This window comes from Flavobacterium sp. (assembly GCF_029945805.1).
GTDB lineage: Bacteria > Bacteroidota > Bacteroidia > Flavobacteriales > Flavobacteriaceae > Flavobacterium.
In genome coordinates this window covers 1-17,050 of the sequence record NZ_JAQSDH010000015.1, presented here as the reverse complement: position 1 = coordinate 17,050, position 17,050 = coordinate 1, and the positions used below count along the sequence as shown (strand labels likewise).

15 protein-coding genes and 1 pseudogene are annotated in these 17,050 nt (G+C 33.7%); 4 read left to right on the top strand and 12 right to left on the bottom strand.

Annotated elements, in window-relative coordinates; all coding sequences use genetic code 11:
* Window positions 1-7: 7 nt before the first annotated feature.
* From PSU83_RS03545 to guaA, 5 genes are all read right to left on the bottom strand, one after another.
* On the bottom strand, window positions 8-1,621 hold the full coding sequence (locus PSU83_RS03545) for a CTP synthase (RefSeq protein ID WP_300586804.1): 1,614 nt from the start codon (window positions 1,619-1,621) through the stop codon (window positions 8-10).
* 197 nt (window positions 1,622-1,818) lie between these two features.
* A complete protein-coding gene (locus tag PSU83_RS03540; protein WP_300586802.1) occupies window positions 1,819-2,049 on the bottom strand; it encodes a DUF3820 family protein in 231 nt (76 codons plus the stop codon).
* An 81-nt stretch (window positions 2,050-2,130) separates the two neighbouring features.
* Window positions 2,131-2,535 carry an OsmC family protein gene (locus PSU83_RS03535; RefSeq protein WP_300586800.1) on the bottom strand — a complete coding sequence of 135 codons (405 nt, stop codon included), beginning with the start codon at window positions 2,533-2,535 and terminating at the stop codon, window positions 2,131-2,133.
* Entirely contained in the window at window positions 2,535-4,613 is a 2,079-nt protein-coding gene (locus tag PSU83_RS03530; RefSeq protein ID WP_300586797.1) for a LysM peptidoglycan-binding domain-containing protein, read from the bottom strand. The genes PSU83_RS03535 and PSU83_RS03530 overlap by 1 nt, the downstream gene beginning before the upstream one ends.
* A gap of 94 nt (window positions 4,614-4,707) precedes the next feature.
* The gene (gene guaA, locus PSU83_RS03525) at window positions 4,708-6,237 is read right to left on the bottom strand and encodes a glutamine-hydrolyzing GMP synthase (RefSeq protein WP_300586794.1); all 1,530 of its coding nucleotides are present in this window, start codon (window positions 6,235-6,237) and stop codon (window positions 4,708-4,710) included.
* A 419-nt stretch (window positions 6,238-6,656) separates the two neighbouring features.
* On the opposite strand from guaA, the gene PSU83_RS03520 reads away from it, so the two are divergent.
* The 3 genes from PSU83_RS03520 (at window position 6,657) to PSU83_RS03510 (ending at window position 9,636) form a co-directional block, all read left to right on the top strand.
* Window positions 6,657-6,956: a sensor histidine kinase gene (locus PSU83_RS03520; protein WP_300586792.1), complete on the top strand. Its 300-nt coding sequence runs from the start codon at window positions 6,657-6,659 to the stop codon at window positions 6,954-6,956.
* Between the two features lie 264 nt (window positions 6,957-7,220).
* On the top strand, window positions 7,221-9,236 hold the full coding sequence (locus tag PSU83_RS03515) for an ATP-binding protein (RefSeq protein ID WP_300586790.1): 2,016 nt from the start codon (window positions 7,221-7,223) through the stop codon (window positions 9,234-9,236).
* Window position 9,237: 1 nt separating this feature from the next.
* On the top strand, window positions 9,238-9,636 hold the full coding sequence (locus PSU83_RS03510) for a response regulator (protein ID WP_300586786.1): 399 nt from the start codon (window positions 9,238-9,240) through the stop codon (window positions 9,634-9,636).
* A gap of 452 nt (window positions 9,637-10,088) precedes the next feature.
* Here PSU83_RS03510 and eno read toward each other — a convergent pair whose 3' ends face one another.
* The gene (gene eno, locus PSU83_RS03505) at window positions 10,089-11,381 is read right to left on the bottom strand and encodes a phosphopyruvate hydratase (protein WP_300586784.1); all 1,293 of its coding nucleotides are present in this window, start codon (window positions 11,379-11,381) and stop codon (window positions 10,089-10,091) included.
* A gap of 220 nt (window positions 11,382-11,601) precedes the next feature.
* Between eno and PSU83_RS03500 the strand changes: the two genes are divergently transcribed.
* Window positions 11,602-12,660, top strand: coding sequence for a hypothetical protein (locus tag PSU83_RS03500; RefSeq protein WP_300586782.1), 1,059 nt, complete (start codon window positions 11,602-11,604; stop codon window positions 12,658-12,660).
* A 48-nt stretch (window positions 12,661-12,708) separates the two neighbouring features.
* On the opposite strand, the gene carA is transcribed toward PSU83_RS03500, so the two are convergent.
* The 6 genes and pseudogenes from carA to PSU83_RS03470 form a co-directional block, all read right to left on the bottom strand.
* Window positions 12,709-13,830, bottom strand: coding sequence for a glutamine-hydrolyzing carbamoyl-phosphate synthase small subunit (gene carA / locus PSU83_RS03495; RefSeq protein ID WP_300586780.1), 1,122 nt, complete (start codon window positions 13,828-13,830; stop codon window positions 12,709-12,711).
* 346 nt (window positions 13,831-14,176) lie between these two features.
* Entirely contained in the window at window positions 14,177-14,761 is a 585-nt protein-coding gene (rplQ, locus tag PSU83_RS03490; protein WP_300586779.1) for a 50S ribosomal protein L17, read from the bottom strand.
* Between the two features lie 62 nt (window positions 14,762-14,823).
* Window positions 14,824-15,816, bottom strand: coding sequence for a DNA-directed RNA polymerase subunit alpha (locus PSU83_RS03485; protein WP_300586777.1), 993 nt, complete (start codon window positions 15,814-15,816; stop codon window positions 14,824-14,826).
* Between the two features lie 21 nt (window positions 15,817-15,837).
* Window positions 15,838-16,443 carry a 30S ribosomal protein S4 gene (rpsD, locus tag PSU83_RS03480; protein WP_300586774.1) on the bottom strand — a complete coding sequence of 202 codons (606 nt, stop codon included), beginning with the start codon at window positions 16,441-16,443 and terminating at the stop codon, window positions 15,838-15,840.
* 120 nt (window positions 16,444-16,563) lie between these two features.
* On the bottom strand, window positions 16,564-16,947 hold the full coding sequence (rpsK, locus tag PSU83_RS03475; RefSeq protein WP_300586772.1) for a 30S ribosomal protein S11: 384 nt from the start codon (window positions 16,945-16,947) through the stop codon (window positions 16,564-16,566).
* Window positions 16,948-16,955: 8 nt separating this feature from the next.
* A pseudogene (locus PSU83_RS03470) lies at window positions 16,956-17,050 on the bottom strand (30S ribosomal protein S13); the annotation flags it as partial.

The window sequence follows — 17,050 nt, the reverse complement described above, 5'->3', positions numbered from 1 at the left end:
CAGTCTTTTAATTGTTTTTATGTTTTACCATTGCGGCCACAAAGCTAACAAAAATTGGGTGTGGATTTGCAACAGTACTTTTATATTCAGGATGGTATTGAACACCTATAAAAAATGGGTGATTATTCAACTCTATTATCTCTACCAAACCTGTTTCTGGGTTAATTCCAGAACAAATTAATCCTGCTTTTTCTAATTGTTGTCTGTATTTATTATTGAATTCGTACCGGTGACGGTGGCGTTCTTCTATTTGAGTTTTTCCGTAAATTTTGTAGGCTAATGTTCCTTCGGTAATATCACATTTCCATGAACCCAAACGCATTGTTCCCCCTTTATCCGTAATAGTTTTTTGTTCTTCCATTATTGAAATAACTGGATTTTTTGTCTCCTCATTCATCTCCGTTGAATTTGCATCATTCAAACCTAAAACGTTTCTCGAATATTCGATGACTGCCATTTGCATTCCGAGACAGATTCCCAAAAATGGAATGTTGTTTTCACGAGCATAACGAACCGTATCAATTTTACCCTCAATTCCACGACCGCCAAATCCTGGAGCAACAAGTATACCGTCTAAGTCCTGCAATTGTTCTTCTGCGGTTTTGGCATCAAGATATTCAGAATGTATGGATATAATATTAACTTTAGTTTGATTTGCAGCACCAGCATGAATAAAAGACTCAATAATTGATTTATAAGAATCCTGTAATTCTACATATTTTCCAACTAAACCAACATTTACAGTTTGCTTAGGATGCTTTAATCTATGCAAGAACGTATTCCAGTTTTTTAAATCTGGAGCTGCTTTTTTAGGTAAATTTAATTTCTTTAATGCTACAACATCCAAACCTTCTTCCAGCATCAGATTGGGCACTTCATAAATAGTAGACGCATCAATAGATTGGATAACAGCTTCACGTTTGACGTTGCAAAACAAGGCTAATTTTTGACGCAGTTCATCCGACAATTCATGTTCAGTTCTACATACTAAAATATCCGCTTTGATTCCGCTTTCCATCAAGGTTTTAACGGAATGTTGCGTTGGTTTAGTTTTCAATTCTCCGGCTGCGGCCAAATAAGGAACCAAGGTTAAGTGAATAACGATTCCATTTCCTTCCCCTAATTCCCAAACCAATTGACGTACCGACTCAATATAAGGTAACGATTCAATATCTCCAACAGTACCACCGATTTCAGTAATCACAATATCAAAATCACCAGTTTTTCCTAGCAATTGCATGCGTTCTTTAATCTCGTTGGTAATATGTGGAACAACCTGAACTGTTTTACCTAAAAATTCACCTCTTCGCTCCTTTTCAATCACAGAAAGATAAACTCTTCCCGTAGTAACATTATTTGCTTGTGAAGTAGGCACATTTAAAAATCGTTCGTAATGCCCTAAATCCAAATCCGTCTCAGCTCCATCATCTGTAACATAGCATTCTCCGTGCTCATAAGGATTTAAAGTTCCTGGATCTACGTTAATGTAAGGATCAAATTTTTGAATGGTCGTTCGATATCCTCTCGCCTGCAGTAATTTGGCCAAAGATGCTGCAATGATTCCTTTCCCTAAAGAAGAAGTCACGCCGCCTGTAACGAAAATGTATTTTGTTTGATTCATTTTAAGGTAATTGTTTCGCACCGACGTAAAATTTTACGTCCGTACATAGTTGTTGTGTTGTTGTTGCTGTAAAAAACGAGGCAAAAATACGATTATAATTCGATTGTTAGATTGTTAGATTGTTAGATTTTCAGAAAAAAAAATTAGCTGTTACAATCTATAAATCTGATGTGTCTGAGAAGTCAAGAAAAACTGAATTAGAGTTTTGGATATTGCTTTTTGATATTGCGTACTAAGTCTTCTAAACCGTTTAATTTGAGCTCATAAACGAGTTGCAATTGTTCGCCGAGTTGCCCTTTTGGGAAGCCTTTTTGGCTATACCATACGACATAATATTCGGGTAATTCAATAAGATAGCGTCCTTCGTATTTACCGAAAGGCATTTTAGTATGCGCGAGTTTAATGAGAATTTGTTGATTTTTGTCCAAAGTTTAAGATCTTATCGTCATAAAGCTGCATTGCAAAAAATCATAATATATAGTCGATTGACTTTTTGCAGTTTAAGTGATTTACTTCCAATTAAAAGTAATTACTTTTTTGACATCCGGATGCAGACTATAATACACAGGACAAGTCAATGCGGATCGTTCCAAAATAGTTGAAATTTTTTTATCTTCGACAAGATTCATTTGAAACGTAATGTGAATTTCAGAAATTCTTCGCGGATCAGCGACCATAATTTTCGTTACTTCTGCTGTTGTCCCTTTTAATTCCAACTCCAGATCGATTGCCTTAATTGCCATAATTGTAAGCATACAAGTCGCCAAAGAATTAGCGACCATATCTGTTGGAGAGAAGGCTTCTCCTTTTCCGTGATTGTCGATTGGAGCATCATTCAAGATTTCTGTTCCCGATTGTAAATGCATGGATGAACTTCTTAAGTCACCTAAATATCTAACGATTGATGTGGTCATTACAAAGCTTCTTTTATGGTTAAATCCGTGTCGTAGTACAAAATGTAAATTCCGTTATTGGAATACCCATAAGTTGCATTCTGAACATAATCAAATTTGTTTTCTATATGTTCCGTTACCGATGACTGAATAGTTTCGTCAAAAGTTGAACCCTGGGACAATCGCAATAAAGTATCAAACGTTACATCGAAACCGCGAATTGCATATTGGTTCGGAATAATCTTGTTTAACTTTTTATATTTAGCATCAAATTGATTCGCTTCAATTGTTTCATTTGGTCTTGAAAGCGACGGATATAAAAGTTTCAACTTGGTCAATCGGATTAATGAAATTTCCTCAAAATCCAAGGTTTCATTTGGCTCCAAAATCACCAATTGTACTTGAAATTCTTTTTGTGCAGCCAGCATTGCGTTGGTTGTTGCCAAAATCATCCCTGTACTTTCAGAAGCTAAAACAACATAATTCATTCTGTCTTTTTGAAGCAGAATCGTCAAGCTATCTGCAACAACACTTCCTTTTACACTTAGTCCAATTATCCTAGTTTCTTTTTGATTCTCTTGAATGTATTGTGTAATACTTCCTTTTTTATTGTCTATTAACGCGATGATATTGCCGTTTTTAGATTTCATATAATTGAATACGGAACTTCTCATCAAATCAGTAGTAGGCATTGATTGATACAAATTAGGATAGTTCCCAGCTTCGTCTTTTGATAGTGGCGAAATTACCGGAGTTTTTGTCGGTCCCAAAAACTGGGCTAAATTTTCTACATTAGACTGATAAAATGGCCCTATAATGGCATCCATGCTTTTTAAATCATTCTGATCAGCCAATGCCAAAACATTCGATGTGTTTTTAGTTTCTTGCGAATCCAAAATTTTAATATCCACATTCATTCCCAAAACCCTAGCCGAATCAATTGCCATTAGCGCTCCGGAATAAAAATCTAAAGTAAGATTCAAGAACTTATCCTTTTTCAATCGCGCTTGTGTCGAATTAACGGTGTCACTTTCGATTTTCGAGATATTAAACGGAAAAAGTAATGCGAGTTGTTTCCTCGCATTAGTATTGATTGATTTTATTAAATTTCCTTGTTCTTTCCGGACAGGCTCTTTACGCTGGCCTTTAGGAACTCTGAGAATCATTCCTAGTTTCACTCCTTTTTTCAATTCTGGATTTAGTGAAATTAATTCTTTTTCAGTTATTCCGTAATCACTGGCAATAGTTGCAGGCGTATCGTTTGGTTTTACCACATATTCTTCCAAATATTTCTTAGTGGTAGCGCTTGGTATAGTTGATGTTTCAACTGCAGGTTTTGTAATCTCAGTTGCGGATTTAACAGTTTCTACAACAGTTTGATTTGGCTTATTCCCTGATATAACGAGTTTAAATCCAATAGGGAAATCAGTTGCAATTTGCGGATTGAGACGCTCTAATTCAGGGATAGATATTCCGTATTTTTTAGAAATACCGTATTTGGTTTCCTTTGGTTCAATTACATGAAATGCAGGGCCCGCACTTGAAGCTACAGTTTTTATTTCCGTTTTTGGCTCTGCTTTTGGAACAACCACTTTTGGAGTTTCCTTTACAACTTCTTTCACTGCAATTGGAGTTGAAACTACTGCAGCTTGACCATCTGAAGTCGGAATTTTAATATTCATTCCAATTTTTAGTCCATTATTTAATAAATCACCATTAGCATTTTTTAACGCATCAACCGTTATATTGTATTGTTTTGAAAGGCTGTATAATGTTTCTTTAGGCTGTACTAAATGCGTTGTAAGTTTCGTGTTTTGAACCGAAGTTGCCACTATACTTGGCGCAACTTTAGGAGCAACATAAGCTGTAACTTCTCCAGAAGATGGTATTAACAATACGCTATCCAATTGGATCCCATTTTGGGAATCTGGATTTAACTTATAAATATCATAAGGCGTAACCTTATATTTCTGAGCAATATTATTGATGGTCTCCCCTTTAACAACAGTATGTTTAATATACTTTTCTTGCTTCGCAGAAACAGTAAAAATAAAAGAAAATACTGTTAGGAATAGTGTAAAAAGAATACGGTTTTTCATCTACTTATTATTTATTTAACGTCTAAGTTAACAAATCTTTTTTAATCAAATCTTTAATGCTACTTTTTTCATCAACTATTTTGTGTTAACAAAACTATTCCCATTCAATTGTAGCTGGTGGTTTAGAGCTAATATCATACACTACTCTATTAACTCCTTTTACTTTATTGATAATTTCGTTAGAGATCTTCATCAGAAACTCGTACGGTAAATGTACCCAATCTGCCGTCATTCCGTCTGTTGATTCTACTGCCCGAAGTGCTACGACTTTTTCATACGTACGCTCATCGCCCATTACTCCAACACTGTTTACCGGAAGCAAAATCGCTCCAGCTTGCCATACCTTATCATACAAACCGTCTTCTTTCAAACCATTGATAAATACTGCATCAACTTCCTGCAGAATTCTAACTTTTTCTGGTGTGATTGCACCTAAAATTCTAATTGATAATCCAGGACCAGGAAATGGATGTCTTCCTAAAAGTTCAGGATCTATCCCCAATGTTTTTCCAACGCGACGGACTTCATCTTTGAACAACATTCGCAAAGGTTCTACAATTTGAAGTTTCATATAATCGGGCAAACCACCAACATTATGATGTGACTTTATGGTTGCCGATGGCCCTTTTACCGAAACTGATTCGATAACATCAGGATAAATTGTTCCTTGCGCCAGCCATTTTACATCTTCTATCTGGTGTGCTTCGTCATCAAAAACATCAATAAATGCTTTACCGATTGCTTTACGTTTGGCTTCCGGTTCTTCGATTCCATCTAAAGCAGAAAGAAAACGTTCTGAAGCATCAACCCCTTTGACGTTCAATCCCATGTGTTTGTATTGATCTAGCACACTTTCGTATTCGTTTTTACGAAGCAATCCGTTATTAACAAAGATACAGTAGAGATTTTTTCCAATAGCTTTATGTAATAAAACTGCCGCTACTGTCGAATCTACTCCGCCCGAAAGTCCGAGAACTACTTTGTCTCCTTTTACTTTTTCTTGTAATTCTTTAACGCAATCTTCTACAAATGCATTAGGTGTAAAAGTTTGTGGTACCGCGGCAATTTTAACCAAAAAGTTTTCTAAAATTTGTTTCCCATCGGTTGAATGATACACTTCTGGATGAAACTGAATAGCATACGTGGTTTCGCCTTCAATTTTATAAGCGGCGTTTTCGACGTCTTTCGTACTTGCCAATTTAATACCGTTAGTTGGTAAATGTTTAATGGTATCGCTATGACTCATCCACACTTGAGAATTCAGATTTACATTTTCAAAAAATGTTTCTCCTTCTTTCATGTAGGACAAGTTGGCTCTTCCGTATTCTCTGATGTTAGAAGCAGCCACTTCTCCACCCGAAAAATGAGCTAAATATTGTGCGCCATAACACACTGCGAGTAAGGGTAATTTGCCTCGAATGTTGGTCAAATCAATTTGTAAAGCATCTTCCGAACGAACAGAATAAGGGCTTCCGCCAAGGATCACTGCTTTATAGGACGATAAATCATTTGGAACATGATTAAAAGGGAATATTTCACAGAATATGTTTAATTCCCTTACGCGGCGTGCAATGAGTTGTGTGTATTGCGAGCCGAAATCTAAAATTAGTACGTTGTGTTGCATGTGCAAAAGTACTATTCTCAGTTGAAAGTAAAAAATGGAATTGAGAAGTTTAATTTTTACTACGTAATTGAAGTATATTACATTACAGCTAACAAAATAAAGACCCATTTAATATAATAAGCAAAATTTATTTTTTGGTAAATTCCACCCATTTATTCAATAGAATTTTCACATCATAAGAAGTTAATATCTAACTTTATAAATCATAAATTAAGTAATTTACCAACATTAAAAGACAATTAGTGTACAGATAATGTGTTTTTAAATTATACTAAATCGCCAGAACTACTTTTAGAAGACAGAGTAATTCTAAAACTAGAAACAATAAAAAGTGACATAAAAACATTTTTTTCGCCGAAAAAAACTGCAGCTTTATTTTCATTTCTAATTTATCTCACATTGTTGTTAATAAAATAGCCTTGGAACAAATTTTAATAAATCTTATTGCTAACGCTATAAAATATTGTGACAAAAAAAATGTAGTTATTGAAATTAAAGAAAGTGAAACACAATATGAAATTCTAGTTAAAGATAATGGTTCAGGTATTTCAAAGATGGATCAAAAAAAGATATTTCAACTCTTTAAAACACTTTCCATCAAAGATAAGTATGGTTTTGTGGGCAATGGTATTGGGTTGGCCACAGTAAAAAAAATAGTTGGGCAATTAGGAGGTGAAATAAATATTGACTCAAAAAAAAGGCGAAGGTTCAATATTTAGTTTTACTTTAAATAAAAAGAAAAGAAAACAAAATTTGTTCATCAAGTTTTTAATAAAAATAAATTCCTTTTTAGAAAATTAAAATTCATGTATAAGATCTCAATTTATATAAAATGATATCATTTACCTACATTCAAATACCCTTAGTCTACAGGTAATGATATTTTAACGATATTTTTAACTTTTACTTTATCGTTTATGATTGTTTTCATTAATTTGATTAAACTTTTGTGACAAAATGTTTTTTTTTAAAACCATGCGGACATGACTAAAGCCTTACTCCATCAAGACGAAGAAAAAAGGTTAAAATTGTTAAAATCATTTTGTATTTTTGATAGTAACCCTGAAAAAGATTTTGACAACATAACTGCTATTGCCTCTCAAATATGTGATACCCCTATAGCACTAATAAGTCTTTTAGATGAAAATAGGCAATGGTTTAAATCTCATCACGGTTTAAATGTATCTGAAACGCCCAAAGATTACTCTTTTTGTGACCATGCGATAAATCAATCTGAAGAATTTTTGATTGTTGAAGACGCCAGGAATGATGAGCGGTTTTATGACAATCCACTAGTAACAGGCGAACCCTATATTGTTTTTTATGCTGGCGTTGTATTAAAAAATGAACAAAATCTGCCATTTGGAACACTCTGTGTAATAGATCAAAAGCTGCATACTATTTCTAAAGAACAAATAAAATTATTAAAAGCCTTAGCCAATCAAGTAGTGTATTTGATGGAAAACAGAAGGAATAAAATTCTTTTAGATTCTACCTTAAAAAAACTCAAAGAAAAAACAAAACAATCCAGAATAAAGGAAATTGAATTAAAACTTATTCACCAAAATATTCCGATAACTTTATTTCAGTTGATACTTAATAAAAACAAGACCAATTACTTCAGTTACATCAGTAATTCATTTAAAAAAACATTTCCAATTGAATTACCGTTAAATGATATTAATTGGATAAAATCTATACATTTTTACCCTGATGATTATGAGTTATTACTAAATAAATTAAACAAATTAGACGCAAAGTCGGAAGATTTTAATTTTATCGGAAGATTTTTAGCAAATAACGAAATTATATGGTTTGAAATCAATTCTAATGTTATTTTTAAAAACAGTAATTTTATTTTAGATGGGACTATAAAGAATATCACTACTACTAAAAACTTAGAAGATGATTTAAGAAAAAAAACCATATTTAATGATTTAGTCTTAAATAATATTCCCGCAGATATTGCTCTTTTTGATAAAGATCACAACTATTTATTCATTAACCAAAATGGAATTAAAAATGATGAAATAAGAAAATGGTTGATTGGAAAAAATGATTTTGACTATTGTGATTTTAAGGGCATTGATGCTACTTTAGCTCAGGTTAGAAGAAACTATTTTAATGAAGCTATTAGAACCAAGAAACAAGTAGATTGGATTGATGAAATTAATAAAGAGGGCTCTAAAACATATATTTTCAGAAGGTTCTATCCTTTTTTTATTGAAGGCATTTTTGTATATATGATTGGGTATGGGATAGATGTAACCGAATTAAAGCAAACTCAAAACGACCTCGATTTTAAAAATCAAATATTAATAAATAAAAACAACGAACTAGAGCGATTTGCTTATGTAGCTTCGCATGATTTACAAGAACCACTTTTATCTATATTAGGATACTCCAATTTACTAGAAGATGATTATTATGAAAAGCTTGATAATGACGGAAAAATATATCTCAACTTCATAAAAAAATCAGTGACGAGAATGCGGAATTTAATCACCGCTTTAATGGAATACAGCCGAATTGAAAAAAAAGAAATTCTATCGTTAGTTGATTTTAATCACTTGCTTACTGATGTAAAAGAAGACTTATCAAATAAAATTAATGAATATAATGCTCATGTCGCATGGGAAAATTTACCTGCCTTAAATTGCTATCCAACATTTATTAGAATATTGCTACAAAATTTAATTAGTAATGCGATCAAGTTTACTTCAAAAAATACAATTCCAAAGGTTACTATTTCTTGTATTGAAAGAGAGTCGGACTGGTTGTTTCAAGTACAAGATAATGGTGTTGGGATAGATTCAAAAAATTTTGGTGAAATATTCCTTATTTTTAAAAGGTTACACAATGACAATGACTATGCAGGTAACGGAATAGGATTAGCTCATTGTAAAAAAATAATTGAAATTCATGATGGTAATATATGGGTAGAATCCACTCCCGAAATAGGGAGTACATTTTATTTCACTATATCTAAATATATTTAATATGTTAAAAAAACGAAGTGTAATTCTATTAATTGACGACGATAGTGTTATAGATTTTTTGCACAAAAAATTATTGATCAGAGCAGGAATTACAGATCCTATTATAACGCTTTATAATGGGAAAACAGCTATCGACGAGTTGTTAAAATTAAATAATCAATTAAATGAGAATGATACTATACTTGCACTATTAGACATTAACATGCCCGTTCTGGATGGCTGGGGCTTTTTACAAGAGTTAGCAGTCATAAATTCATCGTTAAAATTTAAATTAGAATTATTCATCGTGAGCTCTTCGAGTAATCCTGATGATATAATAAAATCTAAAAGCAATCCCTACGTTATAGACTATTTAAACAAACCTCTAACTTCTGAAAATATTATTAAGTATTTACTTTAAGCTACTATTTTATGGATTTTATTTAAATCTATTCCTTAAAAATAATTTTACGGCTATTTTATTATTTGTGAGTACTTTTTGTTTAACACATAAAAAATAGGATCCGACTATGAAGTAACTATTAAAACTACTTCTGAAAAATGAAGATCAAATGCACTCGGAAAAGAAACTGCAATTCCTATGGTCGATTATATTGATATTGGAGTTTTTGGGGAGTCAAAAAAATCAAATTTTTTAGTAAAAGCACTGTTTTACAAACGTTTAAATATTGATAAAAAGGACGATACCTTTGTTTTCCGCACTCAATAAAAACCATCCAAAGCAGGAATTGAACCCTGCAATTATTTGATAGATAGAATTCCAGATGATAATTTAAAAGCGGTGGAATAGAAAATAAAACACCCGATAGGATTAAATCTTATCGGGTGTTTTTTATCATTATGATTTTGAAATTACTTCTGTTTAAAAGCTCTTACCCCCGGAAAATAAGCAGTGTCGCCCAATTCCTCTTCTATTCTTAATAACTGATTGTATTTTGCCATACGATCTGAACGGGAAGCCGAACCGGTTTTGATTTGTCCACAGTTTAATGCTACAGCTAAATCGGCAATGGTATTGTCTTCGGTTTCTCCTGAACGGTGTGACATTACTGAAGTATATCCGGCATTGTGTGCCATGTTTACTGCTGCAATGGTTTCTGTTAAGGTTCCGATTTGGTTTACTTTTACTAGAATTGAATTGGCAATTCCCTGTTCAATTCCAGTAGAAAGACGCTCGACATTGGTTACAAATAAATCGTCACCAACTAATTGCGTTTTGTCGCCTATTAATTCGGTTAAGTATTTCCATCCTTCCCAATCGTCTTCTTGCATTCCATCTTCTATAGAAATGATTGGATAATTGGCCGCTAAAGAAGCTAAATATTCTGCTTGTTCTCTTGAAGTTCTTATTTTTCCTGTCGCCCCTTCAAATTTAGTATAATCGTATTTTCCATCTACATAAAATTCAGATGCAGCACAATCTAATGCAATCATCACTTCGTCACCCAATTTATACCCTGCATTTTCAACAGCCGTTTTGATTGTCTCTAATGCATCTTCCGTTCCACCTGCTAAGTTTGGAGCAAATCCGCCTTCATCACCTACAGCGGTAGAAAGATTTCTATCGTGCAATACTTTTTTAAGATTATGGAAAATTTCCGTTCCCATTTGCATAGCATGAGTAAAGTTTTTTGCTTTTACGGGCATAATCATGAACTCTTGAAATGCTATAGGAGCATCAGAGTGCGATCCACCATTAATGATGTTCATCATCGGTACAGGCAACGTATTGGCTGAAACGCCACCAACATATCTATATAAAGGTAAGCCTAATTCATTGGCAGCGGCCTTAGCAGCGGCTAGAGAAACGCCAAGAATTGCATTAGCACCTAGGTTTGATTTGTTAGGTGTTGCATCCAATTCAATCATTAATTGGTCGATATGATTTTGTTCAAATACAGAAGTCCCTAATAATTCAGCAGCGATTATAGTATTTACGTTATCTACGGCTTTGCGTACCCCTTTACCCAAATATGCTTTTCCACCGTCGCGTAATTCTACAGCTTCATGTTCGCCAGTAGAAGCTCCAGATGGAACTGCGGCTCTTCCTAAAACGCCATTTTCAGTAACTACATCTACTTCTATTGTTGGATTTCCTCTGGAATCAAAAATCTGTCTTGCGTGAACTTTAATGATTATACTCATTTTATATATATGTTTTTAAGATTTTAATGGTTTACAAATTTAAGAAAATAAGAAATGACATCATTAATTATTTGTACAAGTTATAAACGCAATCGTTTTAGTAAGAATAATTTTTAAAGTATTACTTTTGATGATAATTATATAAGTTTAAAGTAGTATCATATAACACCCAGAGTTGATTTCCAATATAATTTTACCAAAGAAATAAACGCTAATTGCTATGAAAAATTTTACCCTTACAAACAGTCCAAAAAGTTACTTAAGAATGTTATTTTTATTCTTATTCCTTGGATTAGTTCCAACAATATCGACTGCTCAAAATTACAGAACTATAGATGCTTACATGGAGGATTTTGGGAAAAACGAATTGTTTCTTAAAAAAACGTTTATGGATTATACGGTTACGATTGTTGAATCGCAATTGTACTCAAGAACTGAAACTACCGTGGTGAGAATTGTTGAGAAATTAGAAAAATTAAATAACATTTTGAAACTTAGAGATAAAGGTTTTGAAGGAAATACGATGTTGCGAGATAGTTTTATAAAAATGAATGAAAAAACTATTGAATGTTTAACTAATGGCACCTTAATATTAACAGATTATGATACACAAAGTGCTTTGTCATTACCAGAAATAGGAGAAAATCTTACTCGTAAAGAAATACAATTAATAGCATATTTTGATGCGTTAAGACAATATGACAATGACAAAAAACAATTTGCATCTTGCTATAAATTGCATTTTAAAGGTGGAAAAGGAAAAAACTTATTAGAGTACAATGCGAAACAAAATGTATTATTTTACAAATTAAATGTTATTGATGAAAAACTTGCCGCTGTTGTAGCCGCAAAAGATGCAAAAGGATTTGCTGATTGTACTAATATGATTGAATTAATGAATCAAGAAGTTATGGCAAAAACTAGTGAATTGAATGGTTATTTCAAAGACAATACACTTAATGCAGCTAATATCGAATATTCGAAATTTATTGCAAGTCAGAAAGCTAAAATCAACACTTTATTTACTGATTATGTAGCTGAATATACTAAAGTTCAATCCTTGAAATCAGGAGCACAATCAGGATCTAGTGCAGCAATTACAGCTTACAATAATGCAGTAGATAGTTTCAATGCCAAAAAGAATTCATTCTATACTGTTTTTAATAACGTGCAATCACAGAAAAAAGCATTGTATGATAACTGGTTTACTGTTAATAGCACCTTCTTGAAAAACAATGGAGAGTTTGTTAACCTCTATGATAAATACGCTTTCAACTAGAAAAAATTCATTTATAATTATTGGTTTGGGTAGAAAAGTCCAATCGAATTAAGCTTCGATTGGACTTTTTGATTTTTGGATGTTTTTGATAAAGTCATCAAAAAGATAGGAAGAATCATGTGGACCTGGACTTGCTTCTGGATGATATTGTACGGAGAAAACACTTTTGGATTTCATTTTCATTCCAGCAACTGTATTATCGTTGATATGGAAATGTGTAATTTCTAAGTCGGTATGTTTTTCTAGTTCTTCTCTATTGACTGCGAATCCGTGGTTTTGAGAAGTGATTTCCCCTTTTCCTGTTAGCACGTTCATTACGGGATGATTTATGCCTCTGTGCCCGTTAAACATTTTATAGGTTGAAACGCCGTTTGCCAATCCGATGATTTGGTGTCCTAGACAGATTCCGAATAGAGGTTTATCAGAAGTAAAGATTTTTTTTGCCACTTCGATTGCTCCCACTAAAGGTTCTGGATCACCAGGCCCATTTGAGAGGAAATACCCATCGGGATTAAACGATTTCAAATCTTCAAAAGAGGCGTTGTATGGAAATACTTTGATGTAACAATCTCTTTTGGCAAGGTTTCTCAAAATGTTTCTTTTGATTCCCAAATCTAAAGCGGCGATTTTGTAAGTTGCATTTTCATCGCCGTACAAATACGATGCTGTTGTCGACACTTTTGAAGCCAGTTCCAGACCTTTCATGTCGGGAACGCTGCGTAATAATTGTTTCAATTCGGTTACTGCGGTCCCATCTGTACAGATTATTGCATTTTGCGCACCATTATCACGAATGTAACTTACTAAAGCTCTTGTATCGACATCTGAAATACAGATTAGATTTTGTTTTTCGAAATAATCGTACAGATTGCTTTCTGAATTGGGGCGCGAATGGTTAAAGCTGAAGTTCTTGCAAACCAGCCCTGAAATCATAATTCGATCGGCCTCTACTTCGTTGGCGTTTACGCCATAGTTTCCAATGTGTGGATTGGTGGCTACCATAATTTGACCGAAATAAGATGGATCGGTGAAGATTTCTTGATACCCTGTCATTCCGGTGTTGAAGCAAACTTCTCCAAAGGTTTTTCCTGAGATTCCGATTGATTTACCGTGAAAGATAGTTCCGTCGGCTAGTAGTAAAATTGCGGGAGTTTTTGTTGTGTGTTGCATGTTGTAGTTGTGTGTGGCAAATTTATTTATTTAGGTTCAATTTTTAAGAAAGAATTATAAAAGTTTATAAACATTCCGAAAATTTACTTTTTAATTTTTATTACTTGAGATGATAGGAGCTTTTTTTTAAACATCTTTCAAAAGACAAAAGTTCTCTTTAGCCCCGATAGTAGCGGCATCCTTTTTTCTGCTGATAAGCAGGAAAAAGATATAGCGGATAGCGGGAGCATGATTAAATAGAACCTAATACTTCTGCTCAAAAATACTTCGACTGCGCTCAGTGTAACACAAAAAAAAAGGATAAACAAAATGCTTATCCTTTTTTATATTTATGAAGTGGCAATCATTATGCTTGCTCTTCTTTTGATTCTTCATCAGCAGCTGGTGCTTCTGGAGTTTCTTCAACAGCAGGAGTTTCTTCAACTTCTGCAACCGCTGGAGTTTCCTCAACAACATCTGCAGCAGGAGTTTCAACAACTGGAGCGGCAGGAGCTTTTTCAGCAGTAACAGGTTTTGCTTTCGCACGACGAGTTCTACCTTTTTTCTCTTCTTTTTTACCACCGTTGTAAATCTCGTTGAAATCCACTAACTCAATCATTGCCATATCAGCGTTATCTCCAAGACGGTTACCCATTTTGATGATACGAGTGTATCCACCTGGACGGTCACCAACTTTAGCAGCTACATCTCTGAACAAGTCAGTTACGGCATATTTGCTACGTAGGTAAGCGAAACAGATACGACGGTTGTGAGTAGTATCTTCTTTTGATTTTGTTATAAGTGGCTCAACAAATTGTTTAAGCGCTTTTGCTTTAGCAACAGTTGTGTTAATACGTTTGTGCTCGATAAGAGAACAAGCCATATTAGCTAACATAGCTTTTCTATGTCCAGTTTGTCTGCTTAAGTGATTGAATTTTTTTCCGTGTCTCATGACTTGTTTTTTTAACCCTCATCTTGCTACTATCCTCTTTGGAGAGCAAAATATGAAGTACTTTATTCTTTATCTAATTTGTATTTACCCAAGTCCATTCCGAAAGTTAAATTCTTATTGGCAACTAATTCATCTAACTCAGTTAGTGATTTTTTACCGAAGTTACGGAACTTCATAAGGTCATTTTTGTTGAAAGATACTAGATCTCCAAGCGTATCAACTTCTGCAGCTTTCAAACAATTCAATGCTCTTACCGATAAATCCATATCAACAAGTTTTGTTTTAAGCAATTGTCTCATGTGTAATGATTCCTCATCATAAGACTCAGTTTGAGCAATTTCATCCGCTTCCAATGTAATTCTCTCATCTGAGAACAACATAAAGTGGTGAATTAAAACTTTAGCAGCTTCGGTTAAAGCATCCTTTGGATTGATTGAACCATCAGTTTTTATTTCAAAAACTAATTTTTCGTAATCTGTTTTTTGCTCCACACGGAAATTTTCGATAGCATACTTCACATTTTTTACCGGAGTAAAAATTGAGTCAGTAAAGATAGTTCCGATTGCTGCGTTTTGTTTTTTATTCTCTTCTGCTGGAACATAACCACGACCTTTCTCGATAGTCATCTCCATATTAAGATTTACTTTGCTGTCTAAGTTACAAATAACTAAATCTGGGTTCAATACTTGAAAACCAGAGATGAATTTTTGAAAATCACCAGCTGTAATTTGATCTTTACCAGAGATTGAGATAGAAACTGTTTCATTATCTACATCTTCGATCTGACGTTTGAAACGTACTTGTTTTAGATTAAGGATAATTTCAGTTACATCTTCAACAACTCCGGAAATAGTAGAGAATTCGTGCTCAACACCATCAATTCTGATCGATGTTACTGCATAACCTTCTAACGCAGAAAGTAAAACTCTTCTAAGTGCATTACCAACTGTCAATCCGTATCCTGGTTCTAAAGGTCTGAATTCAAACTTACCTTCAAAATCGGTTGAATCGATCATGATAACTTTATCGGGCTTCTGAAAATTAAATATTGCCATAATTTAGACTAATGTCAGTTATTATTTGTTGTACAACTCTACGATTAACTGCTCTTTAATATTTTCTGGAATTTGAAGTCTAGCAGGAACAGAAACGAAAGTTCCTTCCTTTGTATCGTTGTTCCAAGTAATCCACTCATATACATGAGATGAATTAGATAGTGAACGGTCGATAGCTTCAACTGATTTAGATTTTTCACGAACAGCAACTTTATCACCTGGTTTCAAGTGATATGATGGGATGTTAACCAATTCTCCATTCACGGTAACGTGTCTGTGAGAAACGATTTGTCTTGCTGCTCTTCTTGAAGGCGCAATTCCCATTCTGAAAACTACATTATCTAAACGCGCTTCACATAATTGCAAAAGGATTTCACCTGTTACACCTTTAGAAGCTGCTGCTTTTTCAAAAAGGTTTCTGAATTGTTTTTCTAAAATTCCATAAGAATATTTAGCTTTTTGCTTTTCCATTAACTGGATAGCGTACTCAGATTTTTTACCTCTTTTTTTAGCCATCCCGTGTTGTCCAGGTGGATAATTTCTTTTTTCGAAGGCTTTGTCTTCTCCGAATATTGCTTCGCCAAATTTACGAGCAATTCTTGTACTTGGACCAGTATATCTTGCCATTTTAAATTGTTTTAAGATAGAGATTATGAATTCAGGTCGAATCCTTCGATAATCTTATAATCTATCTTTTGTTATACTTACTATTTGTTTAATAACATACTAAAATAAATTCAGTATAAATTATACTCTACGTCTTTTAGGAGGACGACATCCGTTGTGTGGCATTGGAGTAACGTCAATGATTTCTGTTACTTCAATTCCAGTATTGTGTATTGATCTGATAGCAGACTCACGTCCGTTACCTGGTCCTTTAACATATACTTTTACTTTTTTAAGTCCAGCTTCTAATGCTACTTTACCGCAATCTTCTGCTGCCATTTGAGCTGCATACGGAGTATTCTTTTTAGAACCTCTGAAACCCATTTTACCAGCTGAAGACCAAGAAATAACCTCACCTTTTTTGTTAGTCAAAGAAATGATGATGTTGTTAAAGGTTGCACTAATATGAGCCTCACCCGTTGATTCAACGATAACTTTACGTTTTTTTGTTGTTGCTTTAGCCATATTACTTATTATTTAGTTGCTTTTTTCTTGTTCGCAACAGTTTTTCTTTTACCTTTTCTTGTTCTAGAGTTGTTCTTAGTTCTTTGTCCTCTTAATGGAAGAC